At 38.3% G+C, this 14404-nt stretch carries 13 protein-coding genes; 6 read left to right on the top strand and 7 right to left on the bottom strand.

Features of this window, described 5'->3' with window-relative positions; translation table 11 throughout:
- Positions 1 to 314: 314 nt before the first annotated feature.
- Together KV40_RS31730 and KV40_RS02285 are read right to left on the bottom strand one after the other, a co-directional pair.
- Positions 315 to 1502 (bottom strand): WecB/TagA/CpsF family glycosyltransferase, encoded by a 1188-nt coding sequence (locus KV40_RS31730; RefSeq protein ID WP_253274137.1) that lies wholly within the window; start codon positions 1500 to 1502, stop codon positions 315 to 317.
- Between the two features lie 160 nt (positions 1503 to 1662).
- Positions 1663 to 2052 carry a hypothetical protein gene (locus KV40_RS02285; protein ID WP_036477612.1) on the bottom strand — a complete coding sequence of 130 codons (390 nt, stop codon included), beginning with the start codon at positions 2050 to 2052 and terminating at the stop codon, positions 1663 to 1665.
- Between the two features lie 801 nt (positions 2053 to 2853).
- On the opposite strand from KV40_RS02285, the gene KV40_RS02280 reads away from it, so the two are divergent.
- The 4 genes from KV40_RS02280 to trpE all read left to right on the top strand — a co-directional run bounded on the left by KV40_RS02280 (position 2854) and on the right by trpE (position 9648).
- The gene (locus KV40_RS02280) at positions 2854 to 5046 is read left to right on the top strand and encodes a tyrosine-protein kinase domain-containing protein (protein WP_036477611.1); all 2193 of its coding nucleotides are present in this window, start codon (positions 2854 to 2856) and stop codon (positions 5044 to 5046) included.
- 305 nt (positions 5047 to 5351) lie between these two features.
- On the top strand, positions 5352 to 7394 hold the full coding sequence (locus KV40_RS02275) for a DICT sensory domain-containing protein (protein ID WP_036477610.1): 2043 nt from the start codon (positions 5352 to 5354) through the stop codon (positions 7392 to 7394).
- A 130-nt stretch (positions 7395 to 7524) separates the two neighbouring features.
- Positions 7525 to 7959, top strand: coding sequence for a photosystem I reaction center subunit II PsaD (locus KV40_RS02270; protein WP_036477609.1), 435 nt, complete (start codon positions 7525 to 7527; stop codon positions 7957 to 7959).
- Positions 7960 to 8112: 153 nt separating this feature from the next.
- Complete coding sequence (gene trpE, locus KV40_RS02265) at positions 8113 to 9648, top strand: anthranilate synthase component I (RefSeq protein ID WP_036477608.1); 1536 nt, start codon at positions 8113 to 8115, stop codon at positions 9646 to 9648.
- A 64-nt stretch (positions 9649 to 9712) separates the two neighbouring features.
- Here trpE and KV40_RS31725 read toward each other — a convergent pair whose 3' ends face one another.
- The gene (locus tag KV40_RS31725) at positions 9713 to 10090 is read right to left on the bottom strand and encodes a hypothetical protein (protein WP_052055275.1); all 378 of its coding nucleotides are present in this window, start codon (positions 10088 to 10090) and stop codon (positions 9713 to 9715) included.
- 69 nt (positions 10091 to 10159) lie between these two features.
- Here KV40_RS31725 and folD point away from each other — a divergent pair, with 69 nt between their 5' ends.
- Entirely contained in the window at positions 10160 to 11035 is an 876-nt protein-coding gene (gene folD / locus KV40_RS02255; RefSeq protein WP_036477606.1) for a bifunctional methylenetetrahydrofolate dehydrogenase/methenyltetrahydrofolate cyclohydrolase FolD, read from the top strand.
- Here folD and KV40_RS02250 read toward each other — a convergent pair.
- On the bottom strand, positions 11023 to 11463 hold the full coding sequence (locus tag KV40_RS02250; RefSeq protein ID WP_036477604.1) for a DUF3531 family protein: 441 nt from the start codon (positions 11461 to 11463) through the stop codon (positions 11023 to 11025). The genes folD and KV40_RS02250 overlap by 13 nt on opposite strands.
- Positions 11464 to 12071: 608 nt before the next feature.
- Here KV40_RS02250 and KV40_RS02240 point away from each other — a divergent pair.
- Positions 12072 to 12599, top strand: coding sequence for a peptidase C15 (locus KV40_RS02240; RefSeq protein WP_036477600.1), 528 nt, complete (start codon positions 12072 to 12074; stop codon positions 12597 to 12599).
- Between the two features lie 148 nt (positions 12600 to 12747).
- Here KV40_RS02240 and psbM read toward each other — a convergent pair whose 3' ends face one another.
- From psbM to KV40_RS02230, 3 genes are all read right to left on the bottom strand, one after another.
- Positions 12748 to 12858, bottom strand: a complete 111-nt coding sequence (gene psbM / locus KV40_RS32985; protein ID WP_072013755.1) for a photosystem II reaction center protein PsbM — start codon at positions 12856 to 12858, stop codon at positions 12748 to 12750.
- Between the two features lie 90 nt (positions 12859 to 12948).
- On the bottom strand, positions 12949 to 13263 hold the full coding sequence (locus tag KV40_RS02235) for a 2Fe-2S iron-sulfur cluster-binding protein (protein WP_036477598.1): 315 nt from the start codon (positions 13261 to 13263) through the stop codon (positions 12949 to 12951).
- A gap of 335 nt (positions 13264 to 13598) precedes the next feature.
- On the bottom strand, positions 13599 to 14339 hold the full coding sequence (locus tag KV40_RS02230; RefSeq protein ID WP_036477596.1) for a 4'-phosphopantetheinyl transferase superfamily protein: 741 nt from the start codon (positions 14337 to 14339) through the stop codon (positions 13599 to 13601).
- Positions 14340 to 14404 lie beyond the last annotated feature (65 nt).

Here is a 14404-nt window from a genome sequence, read left to right as displayed (position 1 = left end):
TTTTACAAATTTACTTAATAAAACTAACGCTACCTAACGCTACAACTCTTAAAAAAAGTAAAATATAATTGAACCAATTTAATAAGTAAAATTTTTTTTATTGAGGTGTTTCATGTTCATGATTTAAGACATGAATGAAAATGTTTTATTTTACTGATTATTTATTATTGAAAACTATTAATAGCTAACTACAATAATAATTATCATGATTGTGGCTTATTCGGCTCAAATTAAAGTAATGATACTTCTATCATCTGATTGTTAAAAAAATTGAGTATTTATTTTTTACTCATACTTTAAAATAAATTAATAAATCATTTAGAAATTGATGTTTTTGTTTGTGTTCTCGTGCTTGATAATGTATTTTGTGCAAGATTATCATTGGTTATAGATGTCGATACTTGAAAATCTACTAAATTATAATTATTTGACTGGCTCTCTATTAAAAACAGACCTTTACGTCTCGTGTATTGTTCTATTAAAAGCTCTTTTTGTTGATTTTCGGAAATAGCTTTATGCTTAACTAAAATTTCTCCCAATCTAACGTCTGCGTTTTTTTGTGAGCGTAAAATACGATTTAAACTGCGTTGATTTAGAAGTTTTTTCTCTATTAAAAGTTCACCTAGCTTAATATTTTGATTTTTGAGATAAAATTTTAGCTGCGACAAAGATATCGAACGGTTACGCACTAAAAGTTCCCCAATTTTCAATTGTGGGTGTAAATTCTGTTCTAGTAAAGCTTCTTCTAACTCTTCTCTATTAATAACGTTCTGCCGAATTAAAATTTCACCAAGCTGTTCGCAAGAAAAATCTAGAGTCGCAATATCTACTACCATGTTTCTTTCACAAAGTTGCGAATCTACTCGCTTAAATTTTTCTTTGGAGGGAACAAATAGTTGTCGGATAGCTAAATAAACAAATGGAGGAATTGTAGAACCATATCGATGCCAAAGGCGGCGCGGCTCTTGTAATAAGCGATATAACCACTCTAAACTTAGCTGTTGAATCCAATGTGGTGCTCTAGGTTTAATACCTGCATACATAGAAAAAACTGCACCAACACCGATCATCACTCCTTTAATCGAACCCTGATACCGTGACATCCAAATTTCCTGTTTAGGACATCCCAAGCAGACAAATACTATTCCCGCACCGCTTTCATTTATTTCATCTATTAAAGCTCGATCCCGATTACTTAGGATTTCATTAAGTGTCATGAAAGGAATTGCTCTCATTCCAGCTACTTTTAAGAGTGGATATTCTCGATCCAATTTACACCTGATTTTTTCTAATATATCGTTGGTAGAACCAAGAAAATAAGTTTTAATTTCTGTCTGTTCGGCTAAATCACACAAATTCAGAAAAACATCCATTCCCGCTACTTGATTTTGATTGAAAACACCTAGCTTACGTAACATTAACACTAACGGCTTACCATCAGGAGTAACCAAATCTGCTTGGTGTAGCACTTCGGCAAAAGGGGGATTCCAATGAGCTTCCATCAGCATATGGACATTTGCCAAACAAACTACTCTGCTAGCTCTAGCTTTTGCCCAGCGCAAGATTAACATGACTTGCTCTTCAAAAGGCAAACAAGATACAGGAGTATTCAGCAGGTTTTTCTTAGGTATCATAAATCCGATCTCTATATAATTGGGTTTCTTAACAAAGATTTCGACTCATTCTTAGAGAAAATTCGCTAACCGAGGGATTGGGTCTTCTTGGATCTACTGTTTTGCTTGTCTGCAACCAGTCTTTTTCCATCGCCAACCTATACTGCCAAACATCTTTTTGAGATATTATTAGCAACCAAAGCATTCCGTGAGCCGAACAGCAAAATGACTCGATCCATTTTGTAGTGTCTAAATACGTGGTATGATGACTGGCTAAAAAAGTTGCTTTTTTGGCAGAAATTCCCATTTGTTGTCTTATTTCACGAGCATTTTCATAAAATAAGTAGTACTTAGAACTTCCCAATCTCCATAACCTATCCTCACAATAGGGACAAAAAAATTTTTCAGTTTTTTTTCTTTTACTTCTTTTGTTAGGCATAAAATTTTTTTACAGTGATTATTTTATAATATTTTTATTTTAATAAAAGCAAAAAAAACTTGTATTCTTTTAAAGACCAGTGGTGTTATTTCAGAAAATTCAGCAACATATTGGTCTTAACTATCAAATATTCAAGTGCACTCGCGGGTGTCTTCTCAAAATATTTGTAGATATAAAAACATATTAAATTTGCAATTACGTAGTTTACTTGTCAGTAACATTTCAAACAAAAAACATCAGTACAGAATTTATTTATTTAATTGCCTGATTGCTATTTATTAAAATGTTTATTGTAAAGATACGTCTGCTTTGAATTATGTTGAATGTGAAACTTACCTGGCCAGTCAAAAAAATACTTTTTAACGGTTTTTTGACTTGATTATTGTACGCAACTTTGCCAACTTTTATTTTAATTTAAAGATTTTATGAAACTTGGATAAAACAAATAAATCGTAATGAAAACTCAAAGAACCTTATTCACTTTAAAAAATCTTTTTGCCGTAAGACATTATGAATGCAGCAAAGTAATTTTCATTTTATGATAATTATTCATTAATTTGTTTTTTGAATGTTTGATTGTGTATTATATGTAAATATACGTAGATCGTGCAAATAAGTCAAGCACAAATAAAAATTTAAAATTATTTTTATATTTGCTCGATTGCTTTTGGTATATCAAAACACTATTTATATTGCTGGGTAAATTCACGAATCTGTTTTGATTGCCTTTTTCGGTCAGTTTCGATACAAACAATAAGTATTTTTAATACTAATGATAAGTAAACAAAATCAATAGTACTAATGGAACAAAATTTAGAAACTCAAAAACTATATTATTTTAATGATTCTTTGACTTCTGAAAAAATTGAAGGAGGTTTAAACCTTAATGACATCAAAGATGCTATTTTCAGAAAGCTGCCTATAATTGCAGGCTGCACCATAACTATGGCTTGTTTTGGGTTTTACAAAATTGCAACTACACCACCGAGCTATGTAGCTAGTTTTGAACTTTTGTCGGAACCACTAAATATAGAAACCCAGGTAACATCAACTGATGAACAATCTAGAGAGACTAGAGAAGAAATTACTTCAGTAGAACTAGACGAAGTGCAGCTCAAAATTTTAAAAAGTCCCAAATTAATTTCGCGGGTTACAAAATCCCTCAAAGATAAGTATCCAGATCTTAATTACCAAAATTTAATTAGCAGTCTTTCGATTGATATTATCACGGGAGACAGCAGCGAGCAAAATATTTTGCAGGTAGTATATGAAAATCCTAACAAATTTAAAGTTTCAGACGTTATCGATGTTTTAACTCAGACCTATCTTGACTATAGTTTAGAAAAACGCAAAGAGGTGGTTCAAAGAGGAATTTCCTTTTTAGACAGTCAAATACCAAAAATTTCTGCTGAAATTTACGATTTAGAAGACCAAATAAGAACATTGCGCATTAAATACAATTTTTTTAATCCCGAGGTTTCTCTAGAACAAATTACTACACGACTTAACACTGGACTGGGTAGAGAGAGCGAGCAGAACACTATCGAACTAAATGAACTGCAATTATTGTCAGAAAAACTCGAACGTGAACTAAAAATTCAGCCCGCTAAATCGACTATCGCACTTCAGTTAGCTACACCTCAGTATGAAAGCCTTTTAGATCGATTACGGCAGCTTGATGTGGAAATTAGCCGCAAATCTGCTATTTACTCGGACAAAAGTACACAATTACAAACTTTAAAACGCGAAAGAAGAGAGCTTATTGCTTTGATAACTGACGAAGGAGAAATAATTCGTCAAAAACTTGACAACCAAATAGAAACTTTAAACAAACGACAACAAAATATCAAAACAGAAACGGCAAATCTCAAATTACAAATAGAAGAATGGTCGACTATTTCTAGCGAATATAACAATCTCAAGCAAAGGTTAGCTTTGGCTAATAAAAAAAGGAATGAATTTATTTTGCAAAAAGATGCGCTACTAATTGATGCTGCTCAACGAGAAGCACCATGGCAACTGCTAACACCAGCCTCAGAACCACAAACTAAAAACATTAGTGCGGTTAATTATTTATTACTTAGCTCTGTATTAGGTACATTAATAGGTGTGGGAGTAGGACTTACTTTAGATAGATATCAAAAGATAGTCTACACTTCAGCCAAAGTTGAAGAAATTACCAACTTGCCGATTTTGGCAAAGATTCCCTACAGTTATGACAGTAAAAGTTCATTTTTTGGTGAGTTGCTGAATTTTAGAACAACCGCAAGACAACTTCCCCAACCAAGTTCCCAATTACAAATACGAGAGTTCTCTATTTCCAAACTGGCTTCTCCTTCAGTTGAAGCATTCCGATCTTTTGCTGCTAATTTAGGACTGTTAAATTTTAGCAGCAATTCCAAAATTTTAGATCTTGACTCTAGAATCGAATCTTTAGTTGTTACTTCGGCAATTTCCGGAGAGGGAAAATCTACTGTCGCTCTCAATCTAGCTAGAGCCTCTGCTTCTATGGGCAAACGGGTAGTGTTAGTCGATACTGATTTACGTAATAGCGATTGCCTCACTAAAAGATTGGGATGGGAATCAGAAATAGGCTTAATGAATTTTTTAAACCGGGAAGAGCCAGAACTTGATTTATTGTATTGCCTCAAACAAATGCCCACAGAAGAAAATTTATTTGTTCTTACTTCTGGTTTTGAAAGTCTAGATTCCGAGTCTAATGAAATCGATTCTAGTCGCTTGCTGGCATCGGTACAAATGTATCAATTAATGAAAAAACTGAAAACTAATTTTGACTTAGTAATTTACGATCTCTGTTCTATTATTGGTTTTGCTGATGTTAACCTGCTTGCAGGCAAATCTGATGGAATCATTGTCGTTACTGGTTTGGGTAAAATTAATACTGCAACACTAACTGAAGCTCTTAACCATTTAAAACGCTCTCAGCTAACCGTCTTAGGACTGGCTATTAATGATGTAGCGAACAAAAGTTAAGTCTTTGAGCGACAACGGCGTACTTTATATTAGACCTAGCTTGAAAATAGAAGCTAGAACAACGTAGATTCATAGATGATTCGATTTTCATTCCTGGGTTGTGAATGCTAATTCAAGACGGATCTATTCTGATGATAGAAAAGTTTTTCTCGACTCTTAAGAGCGAGTTACTTGATAGGATGTGTTTGGGGGAGGCTGCTGAATTGTTTGACAGTTAAAGCAATTTACTGGCGATTGACCCTGGCGAGAAATTCTCAAATTCTCGTTATTGAAACTCACGATTTCGTAGAGCAAAGGCTTAATAGATGGGCATTTCTAATTCTGTAGTAGCTCAAGTGCTGCAATCTTGCGATCGCCAGAGAGCGCAAATGTATTTTAAGTCATCTTTGACGGCGTTGTCTCATGCCATGGAAGATTTGGTATTAACCGATTCGGATTCGCCGTTAATCATTGCCTGTTTTCAACGAGAGCGTTTTTATCGCCAAGAAGCCCATCGCTATCGCCGTATTGCTAGAAAAACCAATCAGGTGTATGTGTTGGCGGCACCAGAAACAGAATTCAAAAACTGTTCTGATGTCTATGAAACGGTTGCCTTTGAGCCTTCAGACGCTCTGGCGGAAGAATGGCATTTAGTAGTAATTGGCAACCGCTATACAGCCTGCTTGGTCTGTCATGAAAAAACTCAACCCGAAACGGCGACAATGTCTGATTCATTTATTGACAGCGAACGTCGTTTTGAAGGCATTTGGACGTTCGATCCTACAGTAAGTCGTCGAGCAGCCTCAATTCTGCTCGATCGCATTGCCATCTATCGTCCCGAACTGCAAGCCAAAATTGAGTTGGCGTATCGACTATATATAACCCTAGAAGATACTCAAGCTCCAACTGGACTGGTATCTAATTCTCCGTTGACCAATCCCGATCCCTTCGTACAAAGATTGGTAACATACTTACAGGCAGGTCAATACAAACTACTCAAAGCCAATAAATCTCTAGCTGCCAAACAACAAAAAGAACGTCTGCTCAATTCGGTAATCGATGCCGTCAGGCGATCGCTCGATATGACCGAAATTTTGCAGATAGCGGTACAAAAGATCGGAGAAGAACTGGCAGTTTGTCGCTGTATTATCTATCGCTGTAGGGAAACAGATAACGTAGCCAAAATCGAGCGCGAATTTGTCAGCGAGGAAATTCCCTCAGTGCTAGGAAAAATCTGGCAGTTAAAAAATAATCCTCTGTTTGAAGAAGCAATCGCCGAACGCAAAACCGTAAGCGCAGATGATACCCGACAAGATACTCGTTTGACGCAACAAGCCTGGGAACGAGGAACTGGAGAGCAACTGCAAAACATTGTCGAAAATTATCAGATTGTTTCCTGGGTAATAGTGCCTATTTTTTACCAGGATCGACTGTTAGGTGCGCTCGAATTGCATCACTGTCAAGAACCTCCCGTTGTTTGGCAAGAAGACGATCTGGCCTTAGTAGATGCGATCGCCACACAGGTAGGTATAGCTCTAATTCAAGCAGAAGCCTACACCAATTTAGAAGATCTTAACGAACAGCTAGAAGCCTTAGATCGCACTCGGTCTAATCTAGTGGCAATTACGGGACACGAATTACGCACCCCGCTATCTACTATCCAAGTATGTTTGGAAAGTTTGGCAGCAGAACCAGATATGGATCCCAAACTACGCCAGGTAATGCTGGACACGGCTTTAGACGATGCCGAAAGGTTACGCAATTTAGTTCAAGATTTTTTAACCCTGTCTCGTTTGGAAAGCGGGCGTGTAGAGTGGAATTTAGAAACCTTATCTATAGTTGAATGTGTGGAATTAGCAGTTAGCAACGTTAAAGCCCGTAATAGCGATCGCGCCTTGCCCACTATTGAGCCACTGACCTCAAAAAATTTACCTTTAGTGCAAACCGACGGAGAATGGCTGGTAGAAGTATTAGCCAAATTATTAGATAATGCCTGCAAATTTACCAACCCCGATGGCAAAATTACTATAGCCGTAAAATCTAACGGCAGCAATCATTTGGAAGTTACCGTATCCGATACGGGAAGGGGCATCGAACCCAAACGTCTAGAAACTGTCTTCGATCGCTTCTATCAAGAAGAAGGAGCCTTACGTCGCAGTGCGGGCGGTACGGGTTTGGGTTTGGCTATTTGCCGCCAAATCGTCCACAACTGGGGAGGAGAAATTTGGGCAGAATCTTTGGGTAAAGATCGGGGTAGTAAATTTCACTTTACAATTCCCATCGCCGTCAAAACCAGCAATCTAGATGATGGGCGATCGTCTGCTAGAAAAAAGCCTGGTAAAACTCCAAAACGCCGCAAAAAAGCATAATTTCTCAGCAAAAGCTATCTAGAATCATTTAAAAAGATCGAAAAACTGTTACAGTTCTTGACAACTCGTAAAATTGCTAGGTACTCAGTGATAGGATGCCGTAAATACCTTTTATGAGGCTCTTTTAAAAATGGCAGACCAAGAACAACTTTCGGGTAAAACACCCAAATTTGGTGGCAGTACTGGCGGCTTGCTAACCAAGGCATTTGTTGAAGAAAAATATGCTATTACCTGGACTAGCGAGGAAGAACAAGTGTTTGAAATGCCCACTGGCGGCGCGGCAACTATGCACGAAGGTGAAAACCTATTGTATTTAGCCCGTAAAGAACACTGTCTGGCTTTGGGAGCGCAGTTTAGAAATAACTTCAAACCCAAAATTCAAGATTACAAAATCTATCGTATTTATCCCAACGGCGAAACTCAATATTTACATCCTGCCGATGGAGTTTTCCCAGAAAAAGTTAATGAAGGCAGAGAATACAACGGTAAAATAGACCGCAGTATTGGCAAAAATCCTCAGCCCTCTACCCTCAAATTTTCTGGCAAAGCTCCTTACGAAGTTTAGCCACCAAGGAATAAAATTAAAAAATAGTAAGAAAAAATTAGCGTTAATAACAGCTAATTTTTTCTTTTTTCTTTTAAGGCAATTTACTTCGGTTGCCGTTAGCAAAAAGCTATATTGTTAATATTTTAGTCTTCTATTCTCTATCTTTATTGAATGATCTTTCCCGATTTCACTCGGTTTTCTCAACTAGCACGACAAGGCAACTTCGTTCCCGTATATCAAGAATTGGTAGCGGATTTAGAAACCCCCGTTTCAGCATGGTATAAAGTTTGTGCGGGTCAACCATACAGCTTTTTACTAGAGTCGGTAGAAGGAGGAGAAAAACTCGGACGCTATAGCTTTTTAGGTTGCGATCCCGTTTGGGTATTAGAGGCAAGAGGCGAAACGACAACTCAGACCTATCGCCACGGTCGGGTCGATCGCTTTACAGGTAACCCATTAGAAGTTTTATCCCTCTGTCTGGCATCTATTCATCCCGTAACATTACCTCAGATGCCTCCGGGAATTGGCGGACTGTTTGGAGTTTGGGGTTACGAACTAATTCGCTGGATCGAACCGAGAGTTAAAGTTCATTCTCCTACTGCCGAAGATCTACCCGATGGAGTCTGGATGCAGGTAGATAACTTGATTGTTTTCGATCAGGTAAAGCGGAAAATTTGGGCGATCGCCTATGCAGATTTACGCGATCCTAATGTTAGCGAAGAACAAGCCTATCAAATTGCTAGCGATCGCGTCAACAAGCTGATTTTAAAACTACAGTTGCCCTTACCAGTAGAAGCCAAATCATTAGAGTGGCAAGAAACCGATTCAGGCGATTCTCAGCAGGGTAAAAATGTTATCTATACTAGCAATACCGACCGCCAGCTATTTTGCCATAACGTCACTAAAGCTAAAGAATATATCCGCGCTGGCGATATTTTTCAGGTGGTGCTTTCTCAAAGATTGTCCACTCTTTACAAAGGTCATCCTTTTAACCTGTATCGCTCCTTGCGTCTTATCAATCCTTCTCCCTTCATGAGTTACTATCAGTTTGGCGACTGGCAGCTAATCGGTTCTTCGCCAGAAGTCATGGTCAAAGCCGAAAAAACTGCTACTGGAGAAATAGAAGCAACCCTCAGACCGATTGCGGGAACTCGTCCGCGCGGCAAAACAGTAGCTGAAGATGAAGCCTTAGCTACAGAGTTACTCCAAGATCCCAAAGAAATTGCCGAACACATTATGTTAGTCGATCTCGGACGTAACGACTTGGGCAGAGTTTGTGTCAATGGTAGCGTCAGGGTAGATGAAATGATGGTTATCGAACGCTACTCTCACGTCATGCACATCGTTAGTAATGTAGTTGGTAAGTTGGCAGCCAACACAACTGCTTGGGACTTACTTAAAGCCTGTTTTCCTGCGGGAACGGTAAGCGGCGCGCCTAAAATCAGAGCGATGGAAATTATTAACGAACTAGAGCCAGAAAGACGTGGACCTTATTCGGGAGTATATGGATATTACGATTTTGAAGGGCAGTTAAATACTGCTATTACCATTCGGACGATGATCGTCCGCCATTACCAAGAAGATGAATATTTAGTTTCAGTACAGGCAGGTGCTGGTTTGGTTGCCGACTCCGTACCCGAAACCGAATATCAAGAAACTCTCAATAAGGCTAAAGGACTGCTGGAAGCAATTCGCAGTTTGAGTTAAAAATTTAGGCTTTGGGGAACGGGCAAAAGTAAAAACTTTTTACTCGCTACTTGCTACTTGCTACTTAAAATTTGGCTGGCTCTAACCGCTCCAACTCGATCAGATAAAAATCGCCTAATTCTTGTCGCTCGACGGGTAAATTTTGATATTGAATTTCGCCTTTAATAGCTAGCTCTCGATCTGTCTGTGGTAGTTTTTGTTTTGTAACTACCCAAATGCTACCTGTTTCGTCGTTGAGTTGGTAGGCACCATTACCGATAAAAGGCGCGGATTGGGTTACATTTCCCATGAGATATACAATCTTACCGCTTTTGTAGCGCGATATTTCAGCAGTAGTAACTTGTGGCGTGCCACAACCTGTTAAACTTCCAAGTAAAATTGTGACCATACTCCAAGTTAAAAATTTAATTGTCTTGGGTTCAACCCGAGCAATAAACAACATATTAAGGCATCTCCGCCTGGAAACATCGCCAGCCTAACTTATTGCAATCGATACTAACTCAAAAATTCTATGTCTGCTCGTACTCCCTGTTTACTAGATGGTAAAACTTTAGCCCAAAAAATTCGGCTACAGCTTAAAGAACGCATTGCTCACCTACAGCCAAAAATCGGTCGTCCTCCAGGTTTATCAGTTTTAATGGTAGGAGATAACCCTGCTAGTGCCGTATACGTACGCAATAAAGAAAGAGCCTGTCAACAAATAGGCATTGTTTCCAAGGGGAAGCATTTCAGCGCAGATACGAGCCAACAGGAGTTGGAAAGCGTTATCGCCGAATTAAATAAAGATGAGGAAGTAGACGGTATTTTAGTTCAGCTACCTCTACCAAATCATTTAGATACGGTATCTCTGCTACATACAATTCATCCCGATAAAGATGCCGATGGTTTGCATCCAGTCAATTTAGGTAAATTGGTTCGGGGTGAATCTGGTTTGCGTAGCTGCACTCCTGCGGGGGTAATGAAACTGCTGGCAGAATACGATCTCACACTCAACGGCAAAAAAGCGGTAGTAGTAGGGCGCAGTATTTTAGTTGGTAAGCCTCTAGCGTTAATGCTGCTAGAACAAAACGCTACGGTAACAATAGCCCACTCACGTACTCAAGATTTAGCTGCTGTCTGTCGAGATGCCGATATTTTAGTAGCGGCAGTAGGCAAGCCCGAAATAATTACCGAAGATATGGTCAAGCCTGGTGCAATAGTAATTGATGTGGGAATCAATCGCTTGGAAAACAGCCAAAAACAGGCAAAGTTAGTCGGTGATGTTGCTTTCGATCGCGTTGCTGAAGTGGCAGGCTATATTACCCCCGTTCCTGGGGGTATAGGTCCGATGACGGTTGCTATGTTGCTTAGTAATACGGTACAGAGCTATAGTAATTATTCTAAATAATTGTGGCGATCGCTCCCGTCTACCGACCAGTCTTCATTTTGTCCGCCTACAATAGCAGTTTCAATCTGTACGAACTCTTTATCTAAACGCTCTAAAGCATTGAGCAAAACATCGATCGCAATTAAATCGCTCGTACCCAAATCAAACCAGCACCTTCCCCATACGCCGAGAAATTCAAAGCCACCCATATTGTGCATGGGAGCCATTAGGGTTTGGCTCTCGTCTAAAGTATAGTTTAGATAGCTAATATCAATTCCTGCATCTTGAACTTGAAGATTTTCAGCATTAAATCCACCTAATTTGCCGATGTAAAACCAGGAGTTAAATAGTTCTTCGACATACTGTTGCTCTATTCTAGAGGGAACTGTATAGAACTTTAGCCAAATCCATAGATCGAAAGGATTAAATTCTCGAAATTGTACTTCCATATTTTACGTTGTTGAATGGATAGAATGTGTGGTTATCATATTCAATTATGAATCGCGGGACAAACCATTTAGATTAATAGTCGTTATTTAACTCAGTACAAAACGGCTTTGAGGCGATTGGCTTTGCTAGTGCGCGGAGCGCAATCGCCAAAAATTATTTTTTACTCTCAATCTTGGAGTTGAGAAGCTGTCGAATGTTTTCAATTTCCAAACGATTTTTAAATACTCTTTATAGGAATTATGATTTTATTCCTGTTTCTATAATTCCGTCGATAATATAAAACAAGCCAAGTATTAGAAGAAATGCCGTGGAACCTTTTGCAAACCACTTTACCCAAGTTCGACCGAAACTATATTCGTTGTTAGTTTCTAAACTATCCAAATCGTCTTGATAAGTAATTGTGTAATCTATCTCAATCATCTTAAATGCCAACACAAGGAGATCGTGAGCTTAACATATGATTTGGCATTATCGTAGTTATAGATTTTGCAATCGCAATGTTTTAGAGAAAAGAAATTAATTGAAACCGTTATATTTGTCGGTTAACGTTTGCAACCAAATTTGAGTAAAAAAAGTCTAAGCGATCGCTTTACTTAAAATTATCTGTATGAAAAACAAACTACTATTAACTTCGTTCCAAACTTGGCTCGATCGCCAAACATATAATTCTTCAGATCGCTTGTTGGCTATGGTCGAGGAATGGGAATTTGCAGAAACTGAGTTGGTGTTATTGAGGCAACTTCCTGTCGATGTCGAATTAGCAACTCAAAAAGCGATCGCGGCAATTAAATCTTTTCAGCCTCAAGGTATTATCTGTTGCGGTATGGCAGAATCGAGACAACAGCTAACTGTAGAAACTAATGCTACCTGTGGAGATAATTGTCTTTACACTCAAATCGATGTAGATAAACTCGTAAGGCAATTACCTCATACCTCTCTCAGTCATGATGCAGGTAAATTTGTTTGCGAGGGATTATACTATCAAATCTTAAAGTTTCTCTACGCGTCTCATCGAGAGCTTCCTTGTATTTTCGTTCACGTTCCTCTGTTAACGGCACAAAATTTGCCTGCGATCGAGCAAGATTTTAAGTGCATCGTCGAGTTTGTTAGCATTTTAGCCACTCAAGATAAATAAAAAAAGAGCAATTAATAATTGCTCTAATACTATCAAACTCATTTTCAAATAAAGTTAGATTCTATTAGCTACTGCTTAATTATTACAGTCAACTACCAGTAGCAATTGCTCTATCGCTTAATTTCTACTTTTTATCTCTTGCCAATAATTAGCTATTTTTTTGTCCTCTGTCGGTTTGAATATAAAGGATAAGCAGAAATACGGTTGGAACCAAAACGAACAATATAGTAGCTATAAATCCTAAATCGTTAACTTGCATGCTACAGCAACTCCCTATGCAGTTTTTTAAAGATCGTACTTTAATAGAATATCATCACTCAGAACCTTGCTGCATCAACTGTATCGATCCCTACGGTTTTGTTCTCACCGTAATAGGTCCTTTAACCACAGTTTGACATGAAAGTCTATAGCTGTCGGGTTTTTTGCCCAGTCTTTTTTGCTCGAAATCAGTTCTAGGAGACAAATTTTCCATTCCCTCGACTATATCAACAATGCAAGTAGAGCATTGACCGACTCCTCCGCAATTAGTTAGCTTACCTTTGAGCTTATAAATATCAACATTATTTTGCAGGGCTTTTTCTCTTAGATTAGAGCCGTTAGCCGCAACAACTTCGGTAATTACTTCTTTGCCATTTTTATCCTTCACAAAAGTGATGGTTGTCATAAAAATTTTTCTCTTTAAATGTCTCTATACTTATAATATTAAGAAAAGAGCTATTATTCTCACAATAAATTTCTTATTTATCAGTTATTTGAGGGAATTGAGAAAAACTTATAAGCTAAATTGTAGCGATAGGTAGAAATTCTCATTGCTAGTACCACTTCGCTTAAGTAGCCAATAGCGGGGTGTCCCTGTGCCGACGAAAGCGGTCGGAACCAGCGTCAGCACGGGAACGCAAGGGAACGCCGAGCGAGACAGGTGCAAGCGTCTGACACAAACTTTTGAAGTCTCCTCTGTTTCTAAATTGACCAACAGTTACTCGGTTGTTTTTTTCTAATCTAATAGTTTTTGTTAGCGATCCAAAAGCAAACCTTGGGCAGTACTTGGTTCTTCTCCACTGCAACTGTGGCTATATATTCGGAGGCGGGAATAAAATTATCGATAAACCAAAGCTCGGCAATACTGCTGTTGCCTCTAATGGAGGACAAACTAATTGCTCCTCGATCTAAAGTTGTTTCTACGCTTTCTAACCAACCCGATAATCCTTCTCCCGTAGCTTTAAGATAAGCTTCTTTGGTAGTCCACATTTGCAAAAAAGCTTTTTTTTGAGCTTCGCCGCTCAAATTTAATATTTGTTGGGCTTCTGTGGCTGAAAAAAAGCGTCGCGCCATATTTTCGACATCTTTAATATTGCGTAAGTATTCTAAATCGATACCGATGCGGCGATCGCAAGTAAATCCGTATAAAGCTAATTCTTCAGAGTGAGAAAGATTAAATTGTAGATTAGACGAATTTAAAGATGCTGCTAATTTGGGTTTGCCGCGATCGCTATATTCAAATCTCAGGCGATCGCCACTGAGATTGAGATAATTACTCAAAAGCTGCCGTAAAGTGCCTCTAGCGATCACAAAACGTCTGCGGTGTTGGGGAAAATGAAAGCGATTGGCTCTTTGTATTTCGTCTTCAGACAATAGAGTTTCCAATTGCTCTATTTTTTCTGTCGGTAGATCTAGCCGACTTTGCCAGATGTGAACCTCATGATTGGATAGGGTTAAATTACGATCGGGAATTTGCCACACTTAAATTAATAAATTAAATCGAATTACCGTTAATTGGAAAAAGTCATACTGTTTTTCCAAAGTAT

Source organism: Myxosarcina sp. GI1, assembly GCF_000756305.1.
GTDB lineage: Bacteria > Cyanobacteriota > Cyanobacteriia > Cyanobacteriales > Xenococcaceae > Myxosarcina.
The sequence above is the reverse complement of the archived record's forward strand: the minus strand, read 5'-3'. Positions and strand labels throughout refer to the sequence as shown.

What these genes read in the sequence shown, in the direction of transcription:
- KV40_RS31730 (WP_253274137.1), bottom strand. Translation starts at nt 1,502, where the DNA reads ATGGAAGCTCATTGGAATCCCCCTTTTGCCGAAGTGCTACACCAAGCA.
- KV40_RS02285 (WP_036477612.1), bottom strand. Translation starts at nt 2,052, where the DNA reads ATGCCTAACAAAAGAAGTAAAAGAAAAAAAACTGAAAAATTTTTTTGT.
- KV40_RS02280 (WP_036477611.1), top strand. Translation starts at nt 2,854, where the DNA reads ATGGAACAAAATTTAGAAACTCAAAAACTATATTATTTTAATGATTCT.
- KV40_RS02275 (WP_036477610.1), top strand. Translation starts at nt 5,352, where the DNA reads ATGGGCATTTCTAATTCTGTAGTAGCTCAAGTGCTGCAATCTTGCGAT.
- KV40_RS02270 (WP_036477609.1), top strand. Translation starts at nt 7,525, where the DNA reads ATGGCAGACCAAGAACAACTTTCGGGTAAAACACCCAAATTTGGTGGC.
- trpE (WP_036477608.1), top strand. Translation starts at nt 8,113, where the DNA reads ATGATCTTTCCCGATTTCACTCGGTTTTCTCAACTAGCACGACAAGGC.
- KV40_RS31725 (WP_052055275.1), bottom strand. Translation starts at nt 10,090, where the DNA reads ATGTTGTTTATTGCTCGGGTTGAACCCAAGACAATTAAATTTTTAACT.
- folD (WP_036477606.1), top strand. Translation starts at nt 10,160, where the DNA reads ATGTCTGCTCGTACTCCCTGTTTACTAGATGGTAAAACTTTAGCCCAA.
- KV40_RS02250 (WP_036477604.1), bottom strand. Translation starts at nt 11,463, where the DNA reads ATGGAAGTACAATTTCGAGAATTTAATCCTTTCGATCTATGGATTTGG.
- KV40_RS02240 (WP_036477600.1), top strand. Translation starts at nt 12,072, where the DNA reads ATGAAAAACAAACTACTATTAACTTCGTTCCAAACTTGGCTCGATCGC.
- psbM (WP_072013755.1), bottom strand. Translation starts at nt 12,858, where the DNA reads ATGCAAGTTAACGATTTAGGATTTATAGCTACTATATTGTTCGTTTTG.
- KV40_RS02235 (WP_036477598.1), bottom strand. Translation starts at nt 13,263, where the DNA reads ATGACAACCATCACTTTTGTGAAGGATAAAAATGGCAAAGAAGTAATT.